The sequence below is a fragment of the Embleya sp. NPDC020886 genome, assembly GCF_044333915.1.
In the GTDB taxonomy this organism is placed as follows: domain Bacteria; phylum Actinomycetota; class Actinomycetes; order Streptomycetales; family Streptomycetaceae; genus Embleya.
The window spans coordinates 235676-255536 of sequence record NZ_JBIRRX010000001.1 but is presented as its reverse complement, the minus strand read 5'-3'; the positions used below and the strand labels follow the sequence as shown (position 1 = coordinate 255536).

The window sequence follows — 19861 nt, the reverse complement described above, 5'->3', positions numbered from 1 at the left end:
AACGGCATGGCCCGCATCGCCAACGACCCATACGGGTCCGGGTCCAGTGCCACATACGGCAAGGACAGGCGCACGGCGACCTGCGGAAGCGTCATCGTGATCTACCAGATCACGACAAGTGAGCTTCTGGTGACCGTTGTTCAGCTCGTGGGGTGACGCACGGCGCGGGTGAGGGCGGCTGCACGGCACCGGTCGGGTGGTCGCCCTTGTTCGAGGCGTCCGGCGTCGAACCGTCCGCCGGATCTGCCCACTCCGCCACGGGGCCCATGGGGCAGTCGGCTCGTTCGAGGTCTGCCAGGAGGGCGAACCATGCGTGACCGTTCGGTGGTTGCACGACGGCCGATGTGCCCTTGTCCACAGCCCACATCTCCATGAGCGTGCCGTCCGGTCGCTTCGTGGCGTCTTCCGCCCCGACGTAGGCGACGCGTGCGTGCAGGACCGGGGGAGGGGGTCGGAGGATGACCAAGTCCCGCATCTGGCACACGAATTCGATGCCGACCCGTAGGCGCAGGTAGACCTGCCGACCCTGCACGTCCATCAGCACGCCCCCGCGGCCCGAGTACGCGTCGCGACACCACGCGTGCCGGTAGCGCTCGAAGAACGCGCGGCCCTTGTCGAGATCCTCCTGCGTACTCCCCGAGACTCGCTCCTGGGTGCTCATCGCGATCCCCGCCCACCCGAGTACGGCGCGCGAGACCGCACCGACAACCGCCAGGCCCGCCACAGCCGATGCGAACGCAACCGCCGAAGCAGCGTCGGGCGCGAGGCAGGTGGGCGCGGGGGAGCCTCGACGTCCGGTCCGTCGACCCACTTCCGGGCCGGCGGGAGCAGTTGCTCGTCCTGCACATCGCGATCCAGCGTCGACACGCGTGCCGAGCTTCGCTGGGTCCAGCCGATTCGAGCTGTCATCTTGATGACGTGTCCCTTCTCGTTGCGGGGCACGTAGGGGGCGAGACGCTGTCCAGGCATTCACTCGCCCCCTACCCCATCCCTCTTCGTGGCGGAGCGCCGCTGCGATTGCAGTGGGTGGTTGTTCGGCCACTCTGTGGTTCAGGATCGGCCCTTCGGTTCAGCCTTTGAAGCAGCCCACCGTTGCGGATCCGATTGGAACGAAAGAGGGGTACGCGCGTGCGATTCCGGGAGCGTCGGACCGATCCGACAAACGGATCACCACGCCAACGCGTGGCCGCTCAGATTCGCGAGCATCGAACGCGAGCCGGCATGTCCGTAACGGAGTTGGCCGACGTCGTGGGCTACAGCAAGGCATCGATGAGCCGCTTCGAGACCTGCGACAGCCCCGTTCCCGAAGAGTTGTGCCCCAAGCTCGATGCCGCATTCGGCACGAACGGCCTGTTCACCGCCCTGTTCGAGATGCTGCGCGGCGTGCGGTTCCCGGATCGGTACTTGGAATACATGGACTTGGAGAAAAGACGCCGCAGGAGACTCCGGCCTACGAACGCGCACTCTTCCGAGCAGCCGACCCCGGCGCTTCGGACGAAGAGATCAGTGCACGGGTCGAGGCCGAATCGATAGGCGCTCGATCTTCGACAAGGCGCCAAGCCCGTACTTCTCGGCGATCCTTGACGAGTCGGTACTGCATCGATGGATGGACGATGCAGACGTCATGGTGGAACAGCTGATTGCATTGTTGGCGGCCACAGATCACGAGCACGGCAAGACGCGGATCTTGCCACTACAACGTGGTGCGTTCGGCTTCAACGAAGCCACGCAGATCATGATCGAGCTGGAGGACGGCACGTCCCTGGTCTACCTCGAAGGCAACGAAAGTGGCCGAATCATCGAGGACCCGGACGTCGTCACCAGGCGTAAACGGTCCTGCGATCGAGTCAGCGCCTACGCCCTGTCTCCGAGGGAATCGGCAGACACCCAGGTCATCCGAGCCGTCCCCGTTGGTGCGCCGGAACCCCTGTTTGGCGCGTTCGGCCCCTCGTCGGCGGTACGCGGCGCCCGTACGTTCGAGGTAGAGCCGAAGCGCGGATATCCGCCCGGCCGGGCCGGCGCACCCCTGCGAACGGAAACGGAACTCTGCCATGAACGACGCCGGCGCGCCGAGCGGGAACACCCCGGCCGTAGCGGTGACGGCAGTTCGCGTTTCTCGACCCGGACGCCATCCGCCCGGAGATCTACACGCCGTCCGAGTGTCGACCCCGTCGATGCCCCGACCTGCGGCTTCTTCCAAACGGCGGTCCCCGAGCCGCCACCCATCCGCCCACCACCGCCACCTCGCCGGGGTCCTCGCCGGGCCGACCCGGGTCGCCATGATCGCCGTCGAGCCGGCGGCCCGGCACTCGCGCTTCGACCCGCCGGTCGCCTGACATCCGCCAAAGAAAGGAAGTTCGATGATGCGCATCACCGTGGAAATGAACCTGTGCGAGAGCCACGGCCAGTGCGTTTTCGCCGCGCCGGACGTCTTCGCCTTCGACGACGACGACTACCTCGTCTACGAAGCGGAGCCGTCCGACGCCCGTCTCGACGAGGTCCGCACCGCGGCGGCGATGTGCCCGGTCCGTGCCATCGGCATCCTCGGCACCCTGGGAGCCGCGGCGTGAAGCGCATCGTGGTGGCCGGCGCGTCGCTGGCCGGCCTCCGGGCCGCGCAGACGCTGCGCGCCGAAGGATTCGCGGGCGAGCTGGTCCTGGTCGGCGCCGAGCCCCATCTGCCCTACGACCGGCCTCCGTTGTCGAAGAAGCAGCTCACCGAAGCTCTGCCGGTGTCCGCGACGGATCTTCCGGTGCCCGGGGACCTCGACGCCACCTGGATCCTCGGCACGCGTGCCGACGGCCTCGACGCGTACGGCCGGACCGTGCGGCTGTCCGACGGACGCGACCTCCCGTACGACGGACTGGTCATCGCCACCGGTGCCGCCGCGTGCGTGCCGGCCGCACTCCTCCCGCTGCCGTCCGGCGTGCACACGCTGCGTACCCGGGAGGACGCCGCGTCGTTGCGCGCCGATCTGCGGCCCGGCCGCAGGGCCGTCGTCGTGGGTGGCGGTTTCCTCGGCAGCGAGATCGCGGCCGCCGCTCGGGCCTGCGGCCTCGACGTCACGCTGGTGGTCCCGGAAAGCCGACCGCTGGTGCGGCAAGTAGGCTCCGCCGCCGGTGAGTTCATCACCCGTCTGCACGACTCGGCCGGCATCCGAGTGCTCCCCGGGTACCGGGTCAAGGCTCTGGTCGGCGGTCGGCGGCTGACCGCGGTCGGTCTCGACGACGGCACCGAACTCGCGGCGGACGTCGCGGTTCTCGCCCTCGGCGCGGTCCCGAACGTCGCGTGGCTGGCCGGGTCCGGCATCGCACTGGCCGGCGGCGTCCGGTGCGACGAGCGACTGCGCGTGTTGTCGATCGACGGGACGCCCATGCCGGGCGTCGTCGCGGCCGGCGACGTCGCGGTCGTTCCGCACCCGCACCCACCGAACTCGGACTCGCGTTCCGCGTCGCGCGCGGCGGTCTACGACGGGAACCGCAGCTCGCTCGGGCACTGGAGCAACGCCGTGGAACAGGCGGCCGTCGCGGCGCGCACGCTCGTGCACGGCGATGCCGCGCGCCCCCTGACCGCCATCCCGTCCTTCTGGTGCGACCTGCACGGCATCACGCTCCGCGGGGTCGGCCTGCCGGCCTCGGCGGACGAGGAGCGCACCCTCGAACGCAACCTGGTCGACCGCACGTTGGAAGTCACCTACCACCGTGAGGGCCGCTTCGTCGGCGCGGTCGCCATCGGCCGCAACAGTCGCATCGCCGCGCACCGCCGGGTGCTGGCCGAGGCCGAACTCGCCCGGGTCTGAAGCCGCTTCGGCCGCCCTCGCGGGCAGCCGCACGGTCCCATCCCACAAGGAGCAGCAGATGAGCATCCACATCGCCGACATCGCCATCCCGGACAGCAGGCTCGCCGCCGAGGCGACCGAACTCGTCCGCGAAGCCACCGACGACCTTCTCTACCACCACTCGCGACGCGTGTACCTGTGGGGCGCGCTGCACGGGCGCCGCCTGGGCGTCGCAGCCGATCCGGAACTCCTCTACATCGCGGCCATGTTCCACGACATCGGGCTCACCGAACCGCACCGGGCCTCGGGCCGCCGCTTCGAGATCGACGGAGCCGACGAGGCCCGGGCCTTCCTCGTCGCGCACGGCATCGCCGACGAGGACGCTCGCCTGGTCTGGCAGGCGATCGCCCTGCACACCACGCCGGAGATCCCCACCCACATGGATCCCGTCATCGCGCTGACCACCGCGGGTGTCGAACTGGACGTCCTCGGCATCGGTTACCACGACGTCTCGGCCGAGGAGCGCGCCGCGGTGGTCGCCGCGCATCCGCGCCCCGACTTCAAGCGGCGCATCCTCCGGGCGTTCACCGACGGGATCGCCCCCAAGCCCGCCACCACCTTCGGCAACATCAAGGCCGACGTCCTCGACCGGTTCTCCCCCGGCTACGTGCGCCCGAACTTCGTCGGCATCGTGGAGGACTCCGACTGGCCGGAGTGACCCCAGGAGCGCTGCGGATGCCCCGGGTGGCCGAGGGGCATCCGCAGGACACGCTCGTGGAGCGCGACCGGAGTACCTCATGGAGCGAAGTACTAGGCCAGGCCGGAGAAGTCGATGTTGCCGACGGTGAGTCCGGCGTTGAAGCCGCCGTCCAGGTTGATGTTGACGCCGTTGAGGAAGCCGGAGGCGTCCGCGCCCAGGAAGGCCAGGGCGAGGGCGACGTCGCGCCCGGTGGCGAGGCGGCCGTTGCCCTGGGAGATGTTCCAGTCGATCACCTTGTCGGAGATCGTCTTGCGGAAGTCCGGCAGCAGCGGAGTGTCGATCGGCGACGGGCACACGCTGTTGATCCGCAGGCCCTTGGCGGCGGCCGTGCGGGCGTAGTGCATCGTGTAAACCTGGACGATTTCCTTGCTGTAGCTGTAGGCGTCGCTGCCGAGTTCGTTGCCCGCGAGCCACTCCTGCGCGGCGTCCCAGTCCTCGATCGCGAGGAGTTGCTTGATCGCCTCCAGGTGGGCCGGCCAGGAAATGCCGGCGATCGACGCGGTGTTCACGATCGCGGCACCCTCGGGCAGCGCGCCCTTGGCGACCAGTGCCTCGGTCAACCGGCGCAACGAGAGGTAGTTGATCGCGAACACCGTCGGCGCGGGCAGCGTGCCGGCCACGCCCGCGTTGTTGAACAGCGCGTGCACCGGGCCGTCGATCGCGGCGACGGCGGCGTCCACCGACGCGGCGTCCGACAGGTCGGTCCGGACGAACGTGTGCGCCGAGCCGGTCGGCTCCTTGAGGTCGAGCACGGTGATGTGCTCGGCGCCCTGCTCGGCCAGCACCTCGACCAGGGCGGCCCCCACACCCGAGAAGCCCCCCGTGACGACAACGCGCTTACCCTCGAACCCGAACGGGTTGGTCATGGTGAGAAGTCCCCTCGTGACAATGGTTGGTCAGACCCTAGGATCACTCCTTGATCTGGTCAACAATCAGCTCGGCGCACGCCCCGCGAAGCGTCAGGCCGGGCGTCGTGACAGTGCCAGCGAGGCCAGGAACCCGCCCGCCGCGCAGATCGCCGCCGCGCCGAACGCCGTGGCGATCCCGTGGGTCAACAGGTGTTCGGCGGATTCGCCCGCCGACCGGTCGCGGGTCGCGGCGCCGAACACCGTGACCCAGACCGCGAGTCCGAGCGTGCCGCCGATCCACTGCATGGTCTGCATCAGGCCCGAGGCGGCGCCGGACTCGCGGGGGTCGATGCCCGACATGCCGTAGGTGCTCATCGTCGGCATCGCGGCACCGACGCCGGCCCCGATCAGCAGGAGCGGTCCCAGGACGCCGCCGACGTAGGTGTCGTGCTCGCCGAGCCGGCCGAGCCAGGCCAGGCCCACCGCCACCATCCCCACGCCGACCGCCGCGGGCCAGGCCGGACCGACTCGGCGGACCAGCGCCGGCGACAGGCGCGCCACGGTGAACTGCGGGCCCATCAGGGGAAGGAAGGCCAGGCCCGCCTCGACCGGGCTGAAGCCGCGCGCCTCCTGGAAGTACTGCGCCAACAGGAACAGCACGCTGAACATCGCGGCGCCCACCAGCGTGATCGCGGGCAGCACCCGCGCGAGGGTGCCGCGCGTGGCCAGGCGCAGCGGCGTGAGCGGTTCGTCGGTGCGCTTCTCGACGAGCACGAACGCGGCCAGCAGCAGCGCGGCGGCGACCAGCGAGGCGATGGTCTGCGGATCGCGCCAACCGTCCGAGGCGGCGCGGATGAACGCGTACACCAGCGCGCCGATGCCCGCCGTCCCGGTCAGCGCGCCCGCGAGGTCGAACCGCCGCGGCCGATCCGTGCGGACCCGCGCGGGCTCGGTGATCAGCCGCGACGCGAGCACGATCAGCAGCACGCCGAGCGGCACGTTGATCAGGAACACCCAACGCCACGAGGCGAGATCGGTGAGCGCACCGCCGAGCACCAGCCCGACGGACGCGCCGCCGCCGAGGACGGCGGAGTACCAGGAGATGGCCCGCGCGCGAGCCTGCCCCTCGAACGTACTGACGATCAGTGCCATCGTGCTCGGCCCGGCGAGCGCGCCGCCCAGACCCTGGAGCACACGCGCCGCGATCAGCCACCACGCCCACGGCGCACACCCGGCGAGCAGTGAGGCGAGCGTGAAGAGTCCGGCGCCGGCGATGAACGCGCGTTTGCGGCCGAAGACGTCGCCCAGTCGGCCGGCGAGGAGCAGGAAGCCGCCGAAGGCCAGCGTGTACGCGTTGAGCACCCATGACGTGGAGGCGCGTGACATGTCGAGGGCGTCCCCCATTCGGGGCAGTGCGAGGTTGACCACCGTGACGTCGATGCCGATCAGCAACATGCAACCGGTGATGACGGCCAGGACCAGCCCGGGGCGCGGTGCGGCCGAAGCCGACCCGCTCGATGGTGGCCCGATTTTGGGCGTGGCGGCGGATGTGGACATGGCGAGACCCCCGAGGTACGAAGCTGGGATTCGGGCAGCGCGAATCGGCGCGCCCGGCGGCGCGCGGACGAGTGCCGGAACGGCAGGAACGGCCGAAACCAAGAGACGAGAACGTCTCTTATGGCGAGCTTAGGAGACTCTGGAGTCTCTTACAAGCGTTCGGGGATAATCGGGGTACGACCCGAAAGAGGTGACCCGCGTTGGGCTCCCGTACCGACCGCCAGAGTGCCGACGAGCCGTCCGCCCGGGACGCGACACCCGTCCGGCGGCGCGGACGTGCCCTCGAACAGGCCATCTACCAGGCGGTGTTCGACCAGATCCTGGAGGTCGGATACGCGGGCCTGACGATGGACGGCGTGGCCTCGGCGGCCGGTACGGGCAAAGCGCCGCTCTATCGCCGCTGGTCCGACAAGCAGGCCCTGCTCCTGGACGCGTTCCGCGACCGGCTGCCCGTCGCCGAGGACGTCGAGTTCGTCGGCGACCTGCGCGGCGACGTGCTCTCGATCCTGCGTTTCATGTTCGGGGCCTGCACGGTCGGCGCGGACACCGGCTTCCAGCAGGCCAAGCAGGATTTCGCCCAGGCCCACGAGCTGATCCGCGAGCGGGTGTCCGCACCGGCCCGAAACATGATGCTCGACGTCCTGCGGGCCGGGGAGGCCCGCGGCGACGTGCGCCCCGGGGCGGCGACCCCGTTGGTCGCCCGCGTCGGGATCGCCGTCCTCGTCCATCAGAACCTCACGGCCCCGGAGGAGTTGGACGACGCCTTCCTGGAACGCATCGTCGACGAGGTGGTCCTGCCGCTGGTCCGCCCGGTCCGGTGACGGCGTCGACTCCGGGCATCGTCACTTGATTTAGTCAAGGACTCGACCTACCTTCGCAGGGTGATCCAGTTCGCCATGCACGACGGGGTTGCCGTCGTCACGCTCGACCGGCCCGACCGGCTCAATGTGTTCTCCGGCGGGATGGGTGCCGCCCTCGGCGACGCGTACGCGCGTTGCGACGCCGACGACGCGGTGCGGGCGGTGGTGCTGACCGGCGCCGGGCGGGCGTTCTGCGCGGGGGCCGACATGTCGCCGGCCGCGGACAGTTTCGCCGGGCCGGGGGAACGGTCGGGCGCCGGTCCGCGCGCGTTCAGCGCCTCGCCCGTACAGCCGCCCGCCTGGGCCGTGCGCAAGCCGGTGATCGCGGCGATCAACGGGCACGCGATCGGCATCGGGTTCACCCTGGCGATGCAGTGCGACATCCGGATCGTGGCCGAGGACGCCAAGTTGGCGATTCCCCAGGTCCGGCGCGGCATGGTGCCCGACGCCCAGTCGCACTGGACGGTGCCGACCGCCACGTCCCGGGCGGTGGCCGCCGACATCCTGTTGACGGGGCGTACGTTCCGCGGCGGCGAGGCGCTCGCGCTGGGGCTAGCGTCGCGTGCGCTGCCCGCCGACGAGGTGTTGCCCGCCGCGATGGAGATCGCCCGCGACATCGCCACCAACGTGCACCCGGTATCGGCCGCGCTGACCAAGCGCATGTTGTGGGCTGACGCCGGCCCGGACGAGGTGGAACGGCTGGAAACCGCCTATCACCGCATCCTGATGGGCACCGAAGACGCGCGCGAGGGCCCGCGCGCCTGGTCGCAACGGCGCGCACCGCGCTGGACCGGCACGGTCACCGGCGCGTGGGACCGTGTACGCGCGGCGGAAGCGGAATCCGCCGAATCCTCGGTACAGGAGAACAAGTGACGCCCCCTCAGCTCGATGTCATGGCAGCCGGCCTCACCCTGCGCGGCATGCAACGCGCCGCAGCCGCCACCGAGCGGGCCGGCTTCGACGGGCTATGGCTCACCGAAGGTGGTCGCACCGCGTACACCGCCGCGACCGCCGCGGCGTTGGCGACCGAGAGCCTGACCGTCGGCACCGGCATCGCGGTCGCGTTCGCGCGCAGCCCGATGGTCACCGCGTCGGCGGCCTGGGAGTTGTCCGAGGCCACCGGCGGCCGCTTCGTGCTGGGCCTGGGCACCCAGGTACGACCGCACATCGAGCGGCGCTATTCGGCCGAGTTCGACCGGCCGGGACCGCGACTGCGCGAGTACGTCGGCGCGTTGCGGGCGATCTGGGCGGCCTTCCGGGGCGAGGAACGGCTGCGCTTCAAGGGCGACTTCTATCAATTCACCCTGATGACGCCGGAATGGACGCCGGGCGGCTCGATCGCCGACCCGCCGATCTACCTGGCCGGGGTCAATCCGTGGATGTTGCGGATGATCGGCGAGGTGGCCGACGGCCTGCACATCCACCCGCTGCACAGCGTGCGCTACATCCACGAGGTGGTCCGTCCCGAACTCGCCGCCGGCGGCGCGGCGGATGACTTCGCGCTGGTCTGCCCGGTGATGACCGCGACCGGCGACACCGAGGAGGAGATCGAGGCCGAGCGCGCCAAGCTGCGCATGCGGCTGGCCTTCTACGGCTCGACGCCCGGCTACGCCAAGGTCTTCGAGACGCACGGCTGGGACGACCTCCAGCCCCGACTGCACCGCCTCTTCGGCGCCAAGGACCGGGCCGGCATGGCCGCCGCGATCGACGACGAGGTGCTGGACACGCTGACGGTGACCGCGCCCTGGGACGGCTTGGCGCAGGCCCTGATGAGCCGATACCGCGGGGTCGCCACGCGCGTCGTCGCGTACTCGGCGGTGAGCACGTGGCGCGAGGACACCGAGTCGGTCGAACGCTGGACCGAGGTCGCCGCGGCTTTCCACGACCTGGGCTGAGGAACACGCAGGGACACGGAATCGGGAACGGAGGGCGGGGGCGCGGTCGGGGTCCGACCACGACAGTGAGCTGACGGGTCGTCAGGGATTTTCTACCCCATATCGGGATCGAATACCCGTCGACCCGGTCATTGCTCTTCCCCGCGCCTCCGCGCCGTGCTAAACACTGTCAAACAGTTCGGCTGGAGAGCACCGATCCGGTTGGCAGCGTCCACGAGATGCACGCCCGCCCCATCGAGGCCGAGCGGCGCTTTGCCCCCAAAAATTCCGTACGAAACCGGACGTGTCGCAGTGGTGACACGTGTCCGGCGCGCGCCCCTGCACAGAACGGAAAGTACCGGTATGTCTGCGACCGTTGAAGTATCCGCGAAGCCGCCGGAGCCCGAATCCGACCCATCCTCGGTCGACACCGGTCGACTGGAGGGGGTGTCCAAGGGCCGAGTCTTCGCCGTCCTGGCCGTCGTGGTCATGTTCTCCGAGGTCGTGCCGCTCCAGTACGCGATGATCTCCTCCGCCGTGCCGGAGATCGCCCCGTCCTTCCGGTCCGTCGGCGAGAGCATCTCGTGGATGGTGGTGATCCTGGGCCTGGTCGGCGGCGCGGTCAGCCCGCTGATCGGCAAGCTCTCCGACGTCTACGGCAAGAAGCGGCTGCTGCTGGCGACCAGCGTGTCGTTCCTGCTCGGTTCGCTGATCTGCGCGCTGACCAGCTCGTGGCCGCTGTTCCTGGTCGGCCGCGCGCTCCAGGCGGTCGCGTTCGGCATGACCGCAGTCGTATACGGGCTCATCCGCGACCTGATGCCGCGCAAGTTCATCCCGGTCGCGATCGGCGTCTCGGCCACCGGGCTCGGCCTCTCCGCCGCGCTCGCGCCGGTCGTCGGCGGGCTGCTCACCGAGCACTACTCCTGGCGCTCGCTGTTCTGGTTCCTGGTCGTCTACATGCTCGTGCTGATCCCGCTGCTGCTGGTCGTGGTGCCGGAGTCCAAGCTGCGCGTGCCGCAGAAGGTGGACTACGTCGGCGGTGTCATCCTCGGTGTCGGGCTCGCGCTGATCCTGCTCTACATCAGCCAGGGTCAGGCGTGGGGCTGGGGCAAGCTGTCCGCGTTCGGATACGCGATCCTCGGCGTCCTGGTGATCGGCGCGTGGGTGTTGTGGGAGAAGCGGGTCGAGAACCCGATCATCGACCTCAAGCTGCTGACCGCCCCGCGGGTGGCGCTCGTGCTCGGGATCGCGTTCCTGGCGAACATGATCATCGGCATCCAGAACTACCTCACCAGCTACATGGGCCTGACCCCGGACGACGTCAAGCAGAGCACCCTGGACAAGTACGGCGACGGCGCCGTCCAGGGCGCCAAGGCGATGGGCGCGCCCGAGGCGATGTGGGCCGGCATCGCCGACCAGGTCAAGGCGGCCGTCTCGTTCAACGACTCGCTCGACTACGCGCTCGGCTTCACCCTGCTCGGCCTCGCCCTGCACGTGCTGATCTGGCAGTCCCTGTCCAGCATGATCGCCGGCCCGCTGGCCGGTCTGTGGGGGCAGCGTCGCGGACTGCGGATGCCGATGATCGTCGGTGTCGGCACGCTGACCGTCGCGGGCTTCATGTACCTGTTCCTGCACGACTCGTGGCAGCTCATGCTGCTCTGCGGCGTGGTCTACGGCATCGGCTTCGGGATGTACTACGCCGCCGCGCCGAACCTGATCATCGAGGCCGTACCGCAGGAACAGCAGGGCATCTCGTCCAGCATGCTGGTGGTCGCCCAGTCGTTCGGCGCCTCGGTCGGCGTCGCGCTGCTGTCCCCGATCTTCACCAACAACCGCCTGCGGATCACCGGTCCCTCGCCGACCGGCCAGGGCACCGCCACCAACGACGCGTGCGACGTACGAGGCTGCACGTACACCACGGACGCCTTCACCACCGGCTTCTGGATCCTGATCGCGTGCGGCGTGCTGGCGCTGGTGATCGCACTGGTGATGAAGCACGGCCGCAAGCCCGCCACGGGCGGCCTGCTGCACTGAGCGGCGGCCGCGATCCGGCGCCGCGGTGGGCGCCGGATCGGTCGGTCGCCCGCCGCGCGCGATCCGACACGGCGTCAGGGCCCGGGTATCCGAGGGGGATACCCGGGCCCTGACGGCACGTCACCTACCGCCGGGCCGGTCCGACGGCACCCTTCAGCCCGCGACCAGCGTCTCCAGGAGCGCCAGCAGCCGTTCCGCCTGTTGCTCCGGGTCGCCGTCCGCCGGGGTGAGTCGCAGTTCCGGCTTCTCCGGGGCCTCGTACGGGGCCGAGATGCCGGTGAAGTCGCCGATCTCGCCGCGCCGGGCCTTGGCGTACAGGCCCTTGGGGTCGCGGCGTTCGCACTCCTCGATCGGGGTGTCCACGAACACCTCCAGGAACGGCAGACCGTCCCGGGCGTGCAGGGCGCGGACCCGGTCTCGATCCGCGCGGTACGGGCTGATCACCGGGACGATCGCGATCACGCCCGCGTCGGCGAACAGCCGGGCCACCTCGCCGACCCGACGGATGTTCTCGGTGCGGTCCTCGGCACCGAAGCCCAGGTCGCCGTTCAGCCCGAGCCGCACGTTGTCGCCGTCCAGCCGGTACGCGGTGATCCCGCGCTCGACCAGAAGCCGCTCGGCGATCACCGCGACCGTCGACTTGCCCGAGCCGGACAGGCCGGTGAACCAGATCGTCGCTCCGGGCGCCGGACGCTGCTCGCGCGTCACTCCGCCCTCGTGCCAGACCACGTTGCGCTCGCTCACGACTCTCCATCCACATCGATCCACAGGATTCGTACCGTACGGGGCGCCGTCCCGCGCCCCGGATCCGGGCCGCCGCCCGGCCACGATCGTCGGGTCCCGTGACGGACCTCGTCGACCGTCCGCGCGACGACCTGCGGACAAGTATCTGACGGCTCTTCAGATTTACCTTCACAAAGAGCTAATCTGCGGCGAGGTCGCGCCGACTCGGCGTCCGACCGTGAACCGAGGATGAGGGAGACGCCCAGTCATGCCCTGGACACCACCGCAGCGCGCCGCCTGGACCGAGACCCTCGCCGCCGGCGACATCCCGCCGCTCACCGACGACCTGGATCGGCCGTTCACCGCCGACGTGTTGCTCGGCGAGGCGCGGGCCAGGACCGGCCTGAGCGGACCGGATCAGGACGACCCGGGCTTTCGCGAGGGGCTGGACCGGCTGCTGTACGCGCTGGAGCACGAGGCGAACCTGGACCGGGTCGGCCGCTGGTGGGCCCACACCTGGGTGTCCCGGCTGCTGGAGGTGCGACTGCAGATCGCCCGTTACGTACGGGAGGACCCCGGCGTGCTCGACGAGCCGATCCACCGGCCGATCTTCGTCACCGGCGGCCCGCGTACCGGCACCTCGATCCTGCACGCGCTGCTGGCCCGGGATCCGGCGAACCGGGTGCCGACCACCTGGGAGTTCCTGCGCCCGGTGCCGCCGCCGGAGCCGGCGACCCGGGACACCGACCCGCGGATCGGGCTCGCCGAGCGCGAGATCCGCTTCATCACCGGCGCGGTGCCGGCCATGGACGCGATCCACGAGAAGAGCGGCACGCTGCCCAAGGAGTGCATCAGCGCCCACGCGCTCGCGTTCCGGTCCGAGGACTTCACCGGGCAGTTCGCGATTCCCTCCTACGCCGTGTGGTTGGCCGAGTGCGACATGCGGCCCGCGTACGCCTACCACCGGCTGGTGCTGCAGATCCTCCAGCGGCGCACGCCGGGGCGGACCCGCTGGGTGCTCAAGTCGCCCGCGCACCTGCTCACGCTGGACGCGCTGGTCGACGTCTACCCCGACGCGCGGCTGGCGGTGACCCATCGCGACCCGCTCACCGTGCTCGCGTCGCTGAGCAGCCTGATCGCCACGATTCACCACGCGTACGGCAATCCGTCCGACATCCGCGACGTCGCCCGCACCCAGAGCGACCTGTGGTGCACCGCCTACGACCGACTGACCGCGTTCCGCGACGCGGGCCGCGTCGCGGAGGGCGACTGGCACGACTCGGCCTACGCCGACTTCATGCGCGATCCGCTCGCGGTGGTACGCGAGTTGTACACCACCTTCGGTCTCGACCTCACCGGCGAGGCCGAGGACGCGATGCGTGCGCACCTGGCCGAGCGCCCGCAGGGCAGGCACGGTCGGCACAACTACGCGTTCGAGGACCTCGGATTGCGTCGGGAGGACGTACGATCTCGGCTGACGGACTATCAGAAGCGGTTCCTGGTCCCGACGGAAGAGATCTGACGTGCAGTCGAACGAACTCCGCGTGAACGAACCCGGCCGGCCCGACCCGGCGCACGACGTCGTCGACGGCACCGCGTGGCGTGCCTATTGCGAGCGCATGGCCGCGCTCGGCGATCGCATCCTGGAGGCCGACTTCCCCGGTGCCACCGACGCCGACCGGGCCGAGGGCATCCGGCATCTGGCCAACCAGGTCGCCTGCTGGCTGACCTACCAACTCGCCGCGACCGATCCGCAGAACCCGGCTTTCTTCACCCACAACGACCTGGCGTACCGCTGGGGCGGGCCGAACGTGGACCAGAACGCCCGCCGTGCGCCGATCGCCGGGGACGGCGTGTACCGGCTCACCGTGACCATGAACGCGTGCGAGAAGTTCGTCCTCCAGGTCAAGCCGGGGGACATGCACTCCGGCCGGACCGACATCGTCGCGGAGACCTCCTCGACCGCGCTGGGCGTCGGCCCCGGCGACACCGTCGAGATCATCCTCAGCGCCGTCGAGCAACCCGGGAACTGGGTCCGGCTGACGCCGGAGGCCAGGGTCCTGCACGTACGCGACTACTACTTCGACTGGAAGCCGGAACAACCGGCCATGCTGGCCCTGGAACGCCTGGACACCCAGGGACGACCGGCCGCGCGGGTGACCCCGGAGCGGGTCGCGGGCATGCTGGAGGGCGCCGCGACATCGGTGGAGAACTCGATCGAGGTGTGGAACGACTGGGTGCGCACCACCGGCGACCGGCAGCCGGTGAACACGTTCAGCACCCCGGCCACGGTGGCCGGCGGGGTCAAGGAGGTCGTCTACGGCTTCGCCCGGGTGCGGCTGAGGGACGATCAGGTGCTGATCGTGGAGACCGACCCCCGCGTCTCCGCGCAGTGGGATCTCCAGCTGTACAGCCCCGGTTGGTTCGAGTCGCTCGACTTCGCCAACCGGCAGACCTCGCTCAACCACGTGCAGGCCGAGGCCGACCCGGACGGGCTGATCCGGGTGGTGATCGGCGCGCTGGACCCGGGGGTGCCGAACTGGCTGGACACCGAGGGCCGCACCGAGGTCTTCGCCACGCACCGCTGGCTCGACCCGCGCGAACAGCCCGCCGTGCGGGCGCTGGTGGTCCCGCGCGGCGAGGTCCGCGAGCACCTCGTGCCGAGCACGCGCACGGTGGACGAGCCCGAGCGCCGCGATTCGATGCGGCGGCGCTCCGCCCACGTCTCGTGGCGCTTTCGGGCCTGACCCGGGTACAGCCCGGCCGGTCCGGCCGTGCGCCCACGCGGACGCGCGGCCGGCCGCCGGCCCACGATCGGCCGGGTCAGACCGTCGCCTTCTCGACGGCCGGCGTCCTGGCGGGAACGATCTCGGTCTTCTTGCGCAGGGTGGACGCGGCGTCCCCGTCGCGGATGGTCAGGGCGGCGATCGCGCCGAGGACCGCCAGGCCCGCGGCGACCAGGAAGGCCACGTGGTACGCGTGCAGGTTCGGGCTCGGCGCGCCGCCGGAGTGCGTCGTCATGGTGCCGATTCCGGCGAGCACACTGGCCAGGAGCGCGACGCCCAGGGCCGAGCCGAGCTGGCGCTGCACGTTGAAGATGGTCGAGGCGCGACCGTTGTCGGCCGGCGCGGTCCGGGCGAACGCCGCCGCCTGCATCGGGATCATCACGTGCGCCATCGACGCACCCGTGCAGAACATCAGCACCACGATCAGCGCGGCCGAGGTGTCGCCGTCGACCAGGGCGAGCAGCGCCGCACACGCGCCGATGCCGAGCAGGCCGCCCGCCATCAGCCGACGCGGTCCGACCACCGGGTACAGCCGGGAGACCCACTGCGTGGCGATCACCACACCGAACGCCTCCGGGAAGGTGAGCAGACCGGTCTCCAGGGCGGACTTGCCGAACGCCTGCTGTTGCATCAGCGGGAAGACGTACAGCACACCCAGGAACGCGGCGGAGTTGACCATCGACACCACGTTGGTGCTGACGAACAGCCGGTCGCGCAGCAACCGCAGGTGCAACATCGGCTCCTTGACCCGCAGTTCGACGAAGACCATGGTGATGCACAGGATCAGGCCGACGATCCCGGTGGACAGGATGATCGGCGAGCCCCAACCCTTGGTCGCGCCCTCGCTCAGCGCGTACATCAGCAGTGCGAAGCCGGCCCCGGAGAGCACGAAGCCGGGCAGGTCGAAGCGACCGGCCTTGGGGTTTCGGTACTCCTCCAGGAAGATCAGGCCGAACACGAACGCGGCCACACCCACCGGCAGGTTGATGTAGAAGACCCAGTGCCAGGACGCCCTGTCCACGAGCAGGCCGCCGAGCACCGGACCGAGCGCGGGGGCCAGCGCGGTGGGGACCATCAGGATGCGGGACGCGCGCACCCGCTCCTCGGGCGGGAAGACCCGGAACATCATCGCCATGCCGACCGGGGTCAGCATGCCGCCGCCCGCGCCCTGGAGGATCCGGAACAGCACCAGTTGGTCGATGCTCTGGGCCAGTCCGCACAGTGCGGAGGCGCCGGTGAACAGGGCCAGGGCGATCAGGAAGATCCGCTTGGTGCCGAAGCGGTCGCCCAGCCAGCCGGACGCGGGGATGAACACCGCGAGGCTGACCAGGTAGCCCACCGCGACCGTGGCCAGGCTCGCCTGGGAGGCGCCGAGGTCGCGACCGATCGCGGGGAGCGCGACGTTGATGATGGTGATGTCGAGGATGTTGACGAACATCGCGGCGACGAAGACGGCGCCGACCACGACCTTCTGACTGAGGCGGGATGCGGATATGGGCGGCATACGGCAGACGGCCTTCGTTTTGGGGGAAGCGGGCGGAGCCTGATACTGAGCGAAGCTCACTATATCTTTTTGTACAAGTGCAGCCCGCAGGTTATTTTTCCCGGCCCCCACGCTGCCGCACACACCGGATGCACAACGCCGACGGCCCGGGAGGAAGTCCTCCCGGGCCGTCGGCGTGACGCTTGTTACAAACGATCGGGCCGACCTGTAGGTGGTCGGGCCGGCCGGCGCCTCGGTTCCCCGCGCGTCGGGGCTCGCCGAGACTCGCGGCTCAGTGCTCGCCCTCGCCGCGGGCCGGCAGGCCCAGCGCCTTGCAGGCGTCGTTGTACTGCGTGACGACCTCGATCCGCACGTCCCGCCGTTCGGTGATCGAGCGACTCCACGGCACCCGTACCGCGATCGGCTCGCCGGCCACGATCGCCGAGTAGTACGCCGCGTCGCCGTCCAGGCCGGTCATGGTGGCCGAGGTGGCCTGCGGCTGCCCGCCCAGACCGCGCGAGATCAGCAGGCAGTCCTCGGGGTGGTCGTCGTTCATGTGCTTGCAGACGGCGGTGATCGCGTCCGCTCCGAACGGGTTGACGGTCGCCTCGCTCATGCGGGTCGCCTCCGGCGATAGGGGTGGGATGGCCGAGGTGATCAGGCGCGCGCGTCGTCGCGGCGCCGACGGGACGCGGCGACCGCGCCCACGCCGATCACCAGCATGCCCGCACCCACGTACCCGAGCTGCGTGGTCGAGGAGCCGGTCTTCGGCAACTTCGGCTCGCCGGCCTCGGTGGTGGCACCGGTCTGCGGGGTCGCGGCGGCCGGTGCGGCGGCGCCGAAGGCCACCGGGACCCACACGTCCTGGTCGCGGTTGGCGATGTCGGTGTGGTCGTTGAAGGTGGCCACGAAGCACGCGGTGGTGGCGCAGTCGACCTTCTTCTTGTCCTTGCCCTCGAAGCTCTGGGTGGGCTTGATCTTGACCGAGAAGGTGCCGTCCGGGCCGACCTGCGGAACGTAGCCGGCGTTGCCGTACTGGGTCGGCACGCCGCCGGGCTTGGCCACGGTCTGCGCGATGTACACGCCCTTGCCCGGCTTGAAGCCCTTGCCGGTGACGGTGATCTCCTCGCCGCCGGCGGCCAGGCCGGTCGACTTGGACAGGGCGATCGTCGGCGCGTCGGCGGCCGAGGCGGGGGCGGCGGCGAGGGCGGTGAGGCCGAGGCCGGCGATGGCCGTGGCGGCGAGCGCCGCGGCGGTACGGGACTTGTGCATGTGGGGACTCCGAAAGCTGGAAGGAGCTCGGTGGATCGGGGGAGGCCGCGGGTCAGGCGCTCGGGCGGCGGCGCTTGACCAGCACGCCGCCGACGATCACCAGGAGCACCACGACTGCGGCGACCAGCCCGATGATCAGGCCGGTGTTGTCGTCGTCGTCGGTCTTCTCGGCCACTGCGCCGTCGTTGCTCGGCGCGGCGGCCGAGGTCTTCGGCGCCGCGGCGGGCGGCGCGCCGGCGCCGGGCGCGCCGGCCTGCGGTGCGGCGGTGGCCGGCGGCGGGCTCGCGGGCAGACCCGGGGCCTCGCCGGTGAAGCCGATCGGCAGGTAGACCTCCTGCGTCCGGTCCTTGCCGTTGGCCGAGTTGGAGGTGGCGATGGCGCACCGGGTCTTGAGGCAGTCGACCGCGCCGAACTTGGCGGCGACCTTGACGTCCGCGCTGAACGAGCCGGTCGCGTCCGCCTCGGTGGGGCCGGAGAACGAGCCCATGTCGCACGCGCGGCCCGCGCCCTGGGCGGGGTCGCACGGCAGGATGAACAGCCGCACGCCCGGCGTGAAGCCCTTGCCGACCAGCTTGACCACGTCGCCCGCCGGGTCCAGTCCGGTGGTCTTGGCCGCGGTCAGGGTGGCTTGGCCCGCCGCCGGGGTACCGGTCGCGTGCGCGGGACCCGCCGGGCCGGCGAGCGTCCAGGCGAGCAGGAGCGACGCGACGGCGGTGACGCCGAGGCGTCCGGTGCGGGCTGGGCTCACGTTGTTTCCCCTGGGCCGACCGTACGACTGCGTACGGAATGATTGGAGGTGAGGCTATCCTAAGACCGGGGCGAACCGGCGAAGCAGTCGGGGGGTGCCCGAAAGGCGGCCCCGATCGAGCGGTCGGCCCGCTCCACGAGGCCGGCCGGTGCCGGCCGCCGACGCCGAGTCGGCCGGAGCGTGACCCTGCCGACAACGTGCCGACAAGTTGTCGGTAACTTATTGACGGCACCGCATGGCGCCACACAGACTGCGAGGACCAGCGGAAACGGGCGGCGACCCGAATCGCTGCCGACGCTGCGCCCTGGGCGAAGTGTCGAATCCGCACGGGCGATGCCGCCTGACTCATCACAGTTCGCACCGTCCGCACCATTCGTGCGCGTTCGGTAGATCTTGTCGCACCTAGGGGAAACCTCATGACCACGACCGAGACCGCCGAAACCGCCGGTGCCACCCCGACCTTCGCCGAGTCGCTGCGCAAGCGCTCGTGGGCCTTCCACCAGGGAGCCGAGGGCTCGGGCTTCCTGGAGGCGCTGATGAAGGGCGAACTGACCCGGGACGCGTACACCGCGATGGTGGCCCAGCACTACTGGGCCTACGTCGTGCTCGACGACGCCGCCGACACCATGCGCAACGACCCGATCGGCGCCCCGTTCGCCGACGCGCGACTGGACCGCCGGGCCGTGCTCGAAGCCGACCTGCTCTTCCTGGCGGGCGAGAACTGGAAGCAGGAGTGGCCCGCGAACGAGGCCACCGTGCGCTACGCGGACCGGATGCGGGAGAAGTGCTACGACTGGGCCGGCGGCTTCGTGGCCCACCACTACACCCGCTACCTCGGCGACATGTCCGGCGGCCAGTTCATCGCCAAGCAGATGCGCAAGCACTACGACCTGCCCGGCACCCAGGGCAGCGACTTCTACGTCTTCGACGGGCTCGGCGACCTGACCGTGTGGAAGGACGCCTACCGCGCGGCGATGAACAACGCGCCGTGGGACGCCCAGGAGCAGGAACTGGTGATCCAGGAGGTGCTGTTCGCGTACGACATCAACAGCGCCGTACTGCGTGAGCTGGGCAACGACCTGGAGCGGTTCCGCAAGACCGCCTGATCGGGGGCGGAACAGCGGGTTCCGCCACCGTC

At 70.4% G+C, this 19861-nt stretch carries 19 protein-coding genes and 1 pseudogene; 12 read left to right on the top strand and 8 right to left on the bottom strand.

Annotated elements, in window-relative coordinates; genetic code table 11:
* Positions 1–109: 109 nt before the first annotated feature.
* Positions 110–661, bottom strand: a complete 552-nt coding sequence (locus ACH4U8_RS01100) for a hypothetical protein (protein ID WP_395775482.1) — start codon at positions 659–661, stop codon at positions 110–112.
* 467 nt (positions 662–1128) lie between these two features.
* On the opposite strand from ACH4U8_RS01100, the gene ACH4U8_RS01095 reads away from it, so the two are divergent.
* The 5 genes and pseudogenes from ACH4U8_RS01095 (at position 1129) to ACH4U8_RS01075 (ending at position 4496) form a co-directional block, all read left to right on the top strand.
* Positions 1129–1533 (top strand): helix-turn-helix domain-containing protein, encoded by a 405-nt coding sequence (locus ACH4U8_RS01095; protein ID WP_395775481.1) that lies wholly within the window; start codon positions 1129–1131, stop codon positions 1531–1533.
* Positions 1526–1873 (top strand): annotated as a pseudogene (locus tag ACH4U8_RS01090) (Scr1 family TA system antitoxin-like transcriptional regulator); the annotation flags it as partial. The gene ACH4U8_RS01095 and the pseudogene ACH4U8_RS01090, both read left to right, overlap by 8 nt.
* Before the next feature lie 490 nt (positions 1874–2363).
* Positions 2364–2570, top strand: a complete 207-nt coding sequence (locus tag ACH4U8_RS01085) for a ferredoxin (RefSeq protein ID WP_395775982.1) — start codon at positions 2364–2366, stop codon at positions 2568–2570.
* Complete coding sequence (locus tag ACH4U8_RS01080; RefSeq protein WP_395775981.1) at positions 2567–3799, top strand: NAD(P)/FAD-dependent oxidoreductase; 1233 nt, start codon at positions 2567–2569, stop codon at positions 3797–3799. Before ACH4U8_RS01085 ends, ACH4U8_RS01080 begins: the two co-directional genes overlap by 4 nt.
* A gap of 58 nt (positions 3800–3857) precedes the next feature.
* Positions 3858–4496: an HD domain-containing protein gene (locus ACH4U8_RS01075; protein ID WP_395775480.1), complete on the top strand. Its 639-nt coding sequence runs from the start codon at positions 3858–3860 to the stop codon at positions 4494–4496.
* A 92-nt stretch (positions 4497–4588) separates the two neighbouring features.
* Here ACH4U8_RS01075 and ACH4U8_RS01070 read toward each other — a convergent pair whose 3' ends face one another.
* Both ACH4U8_RS01070 and ACH4U8_RS01065 read right to left on the bottom strand, forming a co-directional pair.
* Positions 4589–5404 (bottom strand): coniferyl-alcohol dehydrogenase, encoded by an 816-nt coding sequence (locus ACH4U8_RS01070; protein ID WP_360314357.1) that lies wholly within the window; start codon positions 5402–5404, stop codon positions 4589–4591.
* A 93-nt stretch (positions 5405–5497) separates the two neighbouring features.
* Complete coding sequence (locus ACH4U8_RS01065) at positions 5498–6943, bottom strand: MFS transporter (protein WP_360314359.1); 1446 nt, start codon at positions 6941–6943, stop codon at positions 5498–5500.
* 200 nt (positions 6944–7143) lie between these two features.
* Here ACH4U8_RS01065 and ACH4U8_RS01060 point away from each other — a divergent pair, with 200 nt between their 5' ends.
* The 4 genes from ACH4U8_RS01060 to ACH4U8_RS01045 all read left to right on the top strand — a co-directional run bounded on the left by ACH4U8_RS01060 (position 7144) and on the right by ACH4U8_RS01045 (position 11711).
* On the top strand, positions 7144–7764 hold the full coding sequence (locus tag ACH4U8_RS01060; RefSeq protein WP_395775479.1) for a TetR/AcrR family transcriptional regulator: 621 nt from the start codon (positions 7144–7146) through the stop codon (positions 7762–7764).
* 60 nt (positions 7765–7824) lie between these two features.
* Positions 7825–8676 (top strand): enoyl-CoA hydratase/isomerase family protein, encoded by an 852-nt coding sequence (locus ACH4U8_RS01055; protein WP_395775478.1) that lies wholly within the window; start codon positions 7825–7827, stop codon positions 8674–8676.
* Positions 8673–9698 (top strand): TIGR03617 family F420-dependent LLM class oxidoreductase, encoded by a 1026-nt coding sequence (locus ACH4U8_RS01050; protein ID WP_379990901.1) that lies wholly within the window; start codon positions 8673–8675, stop codon positions 9696–9698. Before ACH4U8_RS01055 ends, ACH4U8_RS01050 begins: the two co-directional genes overlap by 4 nt.
* Positions 9699–10040: 342 nt before the next feature.
* Complete coding sequence (locus ACH4U8_RS01045) at positions 10041–11711, top strand: MFS transporter (protein ID WP_395775477.1); 1671 nt, start codon at positions 10041–10043, stop codon at positions 11709–11711.
* A 153-nt stretch (positions 11712–11864) separates the two neighbouring features.
* On the opposite strand, the gene cysC is transcribed toward ACH4U8_RS01045, so the two are convergent.
* Positions 11865–12455, bottom strand: coding sequence for an adenylyl-sulfate kinase (cysC, locus tag ACH4U8_RS01040; RefSeq protein ID WP_020555338.1), 591 nt, complete (start codon positions 12453–12455; stop codon positions 11865–11867).
* Positions 12456–12702: 247 nt separating this feature from the next.
* On the opposite strand from cysC, the gene ACH4U8_RS01035 reads away from it, so the two are divergent.
* Positions 12703–13956, top strand: a complete 1254-nt coding sequence (locus ACH4U8_RS01035) for a sulfotransferase family protein (protein WP_395775476.1) — start codon at positions 12703–12705, stop codon at positions 13954–13956.
* Between the two features lie 22 nt (positions 13957–13978).
* Complete coding sequence (locus tag ACH4U8_RS01030; protein WP_395775475.1) at positions 13979–15181, top strand: hypothetical protein; 1203 nt, start codon at positions 13979–13981, stop codon at positions 15179–15181.
* A gap of 76 nt (positions 15182–15257) precedes the next feature.
* Here the strand turns inward: ACH4U8_RS01030 and ACH4U8_RS01025 are convergent, their stop codons facing one another.
* The 4 genes from ACH4U8_RS01025 to ACH4U8_RS01010 all read right to left on the bottom strand — a co-directional run bounded on the left by ACH4U8_RS01025 (position 15258) and on the right by ACH4U8_RS01010 (position 18723).
* Complete coding sequence (locus ACH4U8_RS01025; RefSeq protein WP_395775474.1) at positions 15258–16724, bottom strand: MDR family MFS transporter; 1467 nt, start codon at positions 16722–16724, stop codon at positions 15258–15260.
* Between the two features lie 271 nt (positions 16725–16995).
* Positions 16996–17319 carry a DUF2470 domain-containing protein gene (locus ACH4U8_RS01020; protein ID WP_360314375.1) on the bottom strand — a complete coding sequence of 108 codons (324 nt, stop codon included), beginning with the start codon at positions 17317–17319 and terminating at the stop codon, positions 16996–16998.
* Positions 17320–17360: 41 nt separating this feature from the next.
* Positions 17361–17975 (bottom strand): neocarzinostatin apoprotein domain-containing protein, encoded by a 615-nt coding sequence (locus tag ACH4U8_RS01015; protein WP_360314377.1) that lies wholly within the window; start codon positions 17973–17975, stop codon positions 17361–17363.
* A 52-nt stretch (positions 17976–18027) separates the two neighbouring features.
* Positions 18028–18723, bottom strand: coding sequence for a neocarzinostatin apoprotein domain-containing protein (locus ACH4U8_RS01010; protein ID WP_395775473.1), 696 nt, complete (start codon positions 18721–18723; stop codon positions 18028–18030).
* Between the two features lie 416 nt (positions 18724–19139).
* On the opposite strand from ACH4U8_RS01010, the gene ACH4U8_RS01005 reads away from it, so the two are divergent.
* Entirely contained in the window at positions 19140–19829 is a 690-nt protein-coding gene (locus tag ACH4U8_RS01005) for a heme oxygenase (biliverdin-producing) (RefSeq protein ID WP_395775472.1), read from the top strand.
* Positions 19830–19861 lie beyond the last annotated feature (32 nt).

What these genes read in the sequence shown, in the direction of transcription:
- ACH4U8_RS01100 (WP_395775482.1), bottom strand. Translation starts at nt 661, where the DNA reads ATGAGCACCCAGGAGCGAGTCTCGGGGAGTACGCAGGAGGATCTCGAC.
- ACH4U8_RS01085 (WP_395775982.1), top strand. Translation starts at nt 2,364, where the DNA reads ATGCGCATCACCGTGGAAATGAACCTGTGCGAGAGCCACGGCCAGTGC.
- ACH4U8_RS01075 (WP_395775480.1), top strand. Translation starts at nt 3,858, where the DNA reads ATGAGCATCCACATCGCCGACATCGCCATCCCGGACAGCAGGCTCGCC.
- ACH4U8_RS01070 (WP_360314357.1), bottom strand. Translation starts at nt 5,404, where the DNA reads ATGACCAACCCGTTCGGGTTCGAGGGTAAGCGCGTTGTCGTCACGGGG.
- ACH4U8_RS01065 (WP_360314359.1), bottom strand. Translation starts at nt 6,943, where the DNA reads ATGTCCACATCCGCCGCCACGCCCAAAATCGGGCCACCATCGAGCGGG.
- ACH4U8_RS01045 (WP_395775477.1), top strand. Translation starts at nt 10,041, where the DNA reads ATGTCTGCGACCGTTGAAGTATCCGCGAAGCCGCCGGAGCCCGAATCC.
- ACH4U8_RS01035 (WP_395775476.1), top strand. Translation starts at nt 12,703, where the DNA reads ATGCCCTGGACACCACCGCAGCGCGCCGCCTGGACCGAGACCCTCGCC.
- ACH4U8_RS01025 (WP_395775474.1), bottom strand. Translation starts at nt 16,724, where the DNA reads ATGCCGCCCATATCCGCATCCCGCCTCAGTCAGAAGGTCGTGGTCGGC.
- ACH4U8_RS01020 (WP_360314375.1), bottom strand. Translation starts at nt 17,319, where the DNA reads ATGAGCGAGGCGACCGTCAACCCGTTCGGAGCGGACGCGATCACCGCC.
- ACH4U8_RS01015 (WP_360314377.1), bottom strand. Translation starts at nt 17,975, where the DNA reads ATGCACAAGTCCCGTACCGCCGCGGCGCTCGCCGCCACGGCCATCGCC.
- ACH4U8_RS01005 (WP_395775472.1), top strand. Translation starts at nt 19,140, where the DNA reads ATGACCACGACCGAGACCGCCGAAACCGCCGGTGCCACCCCGACCTTC.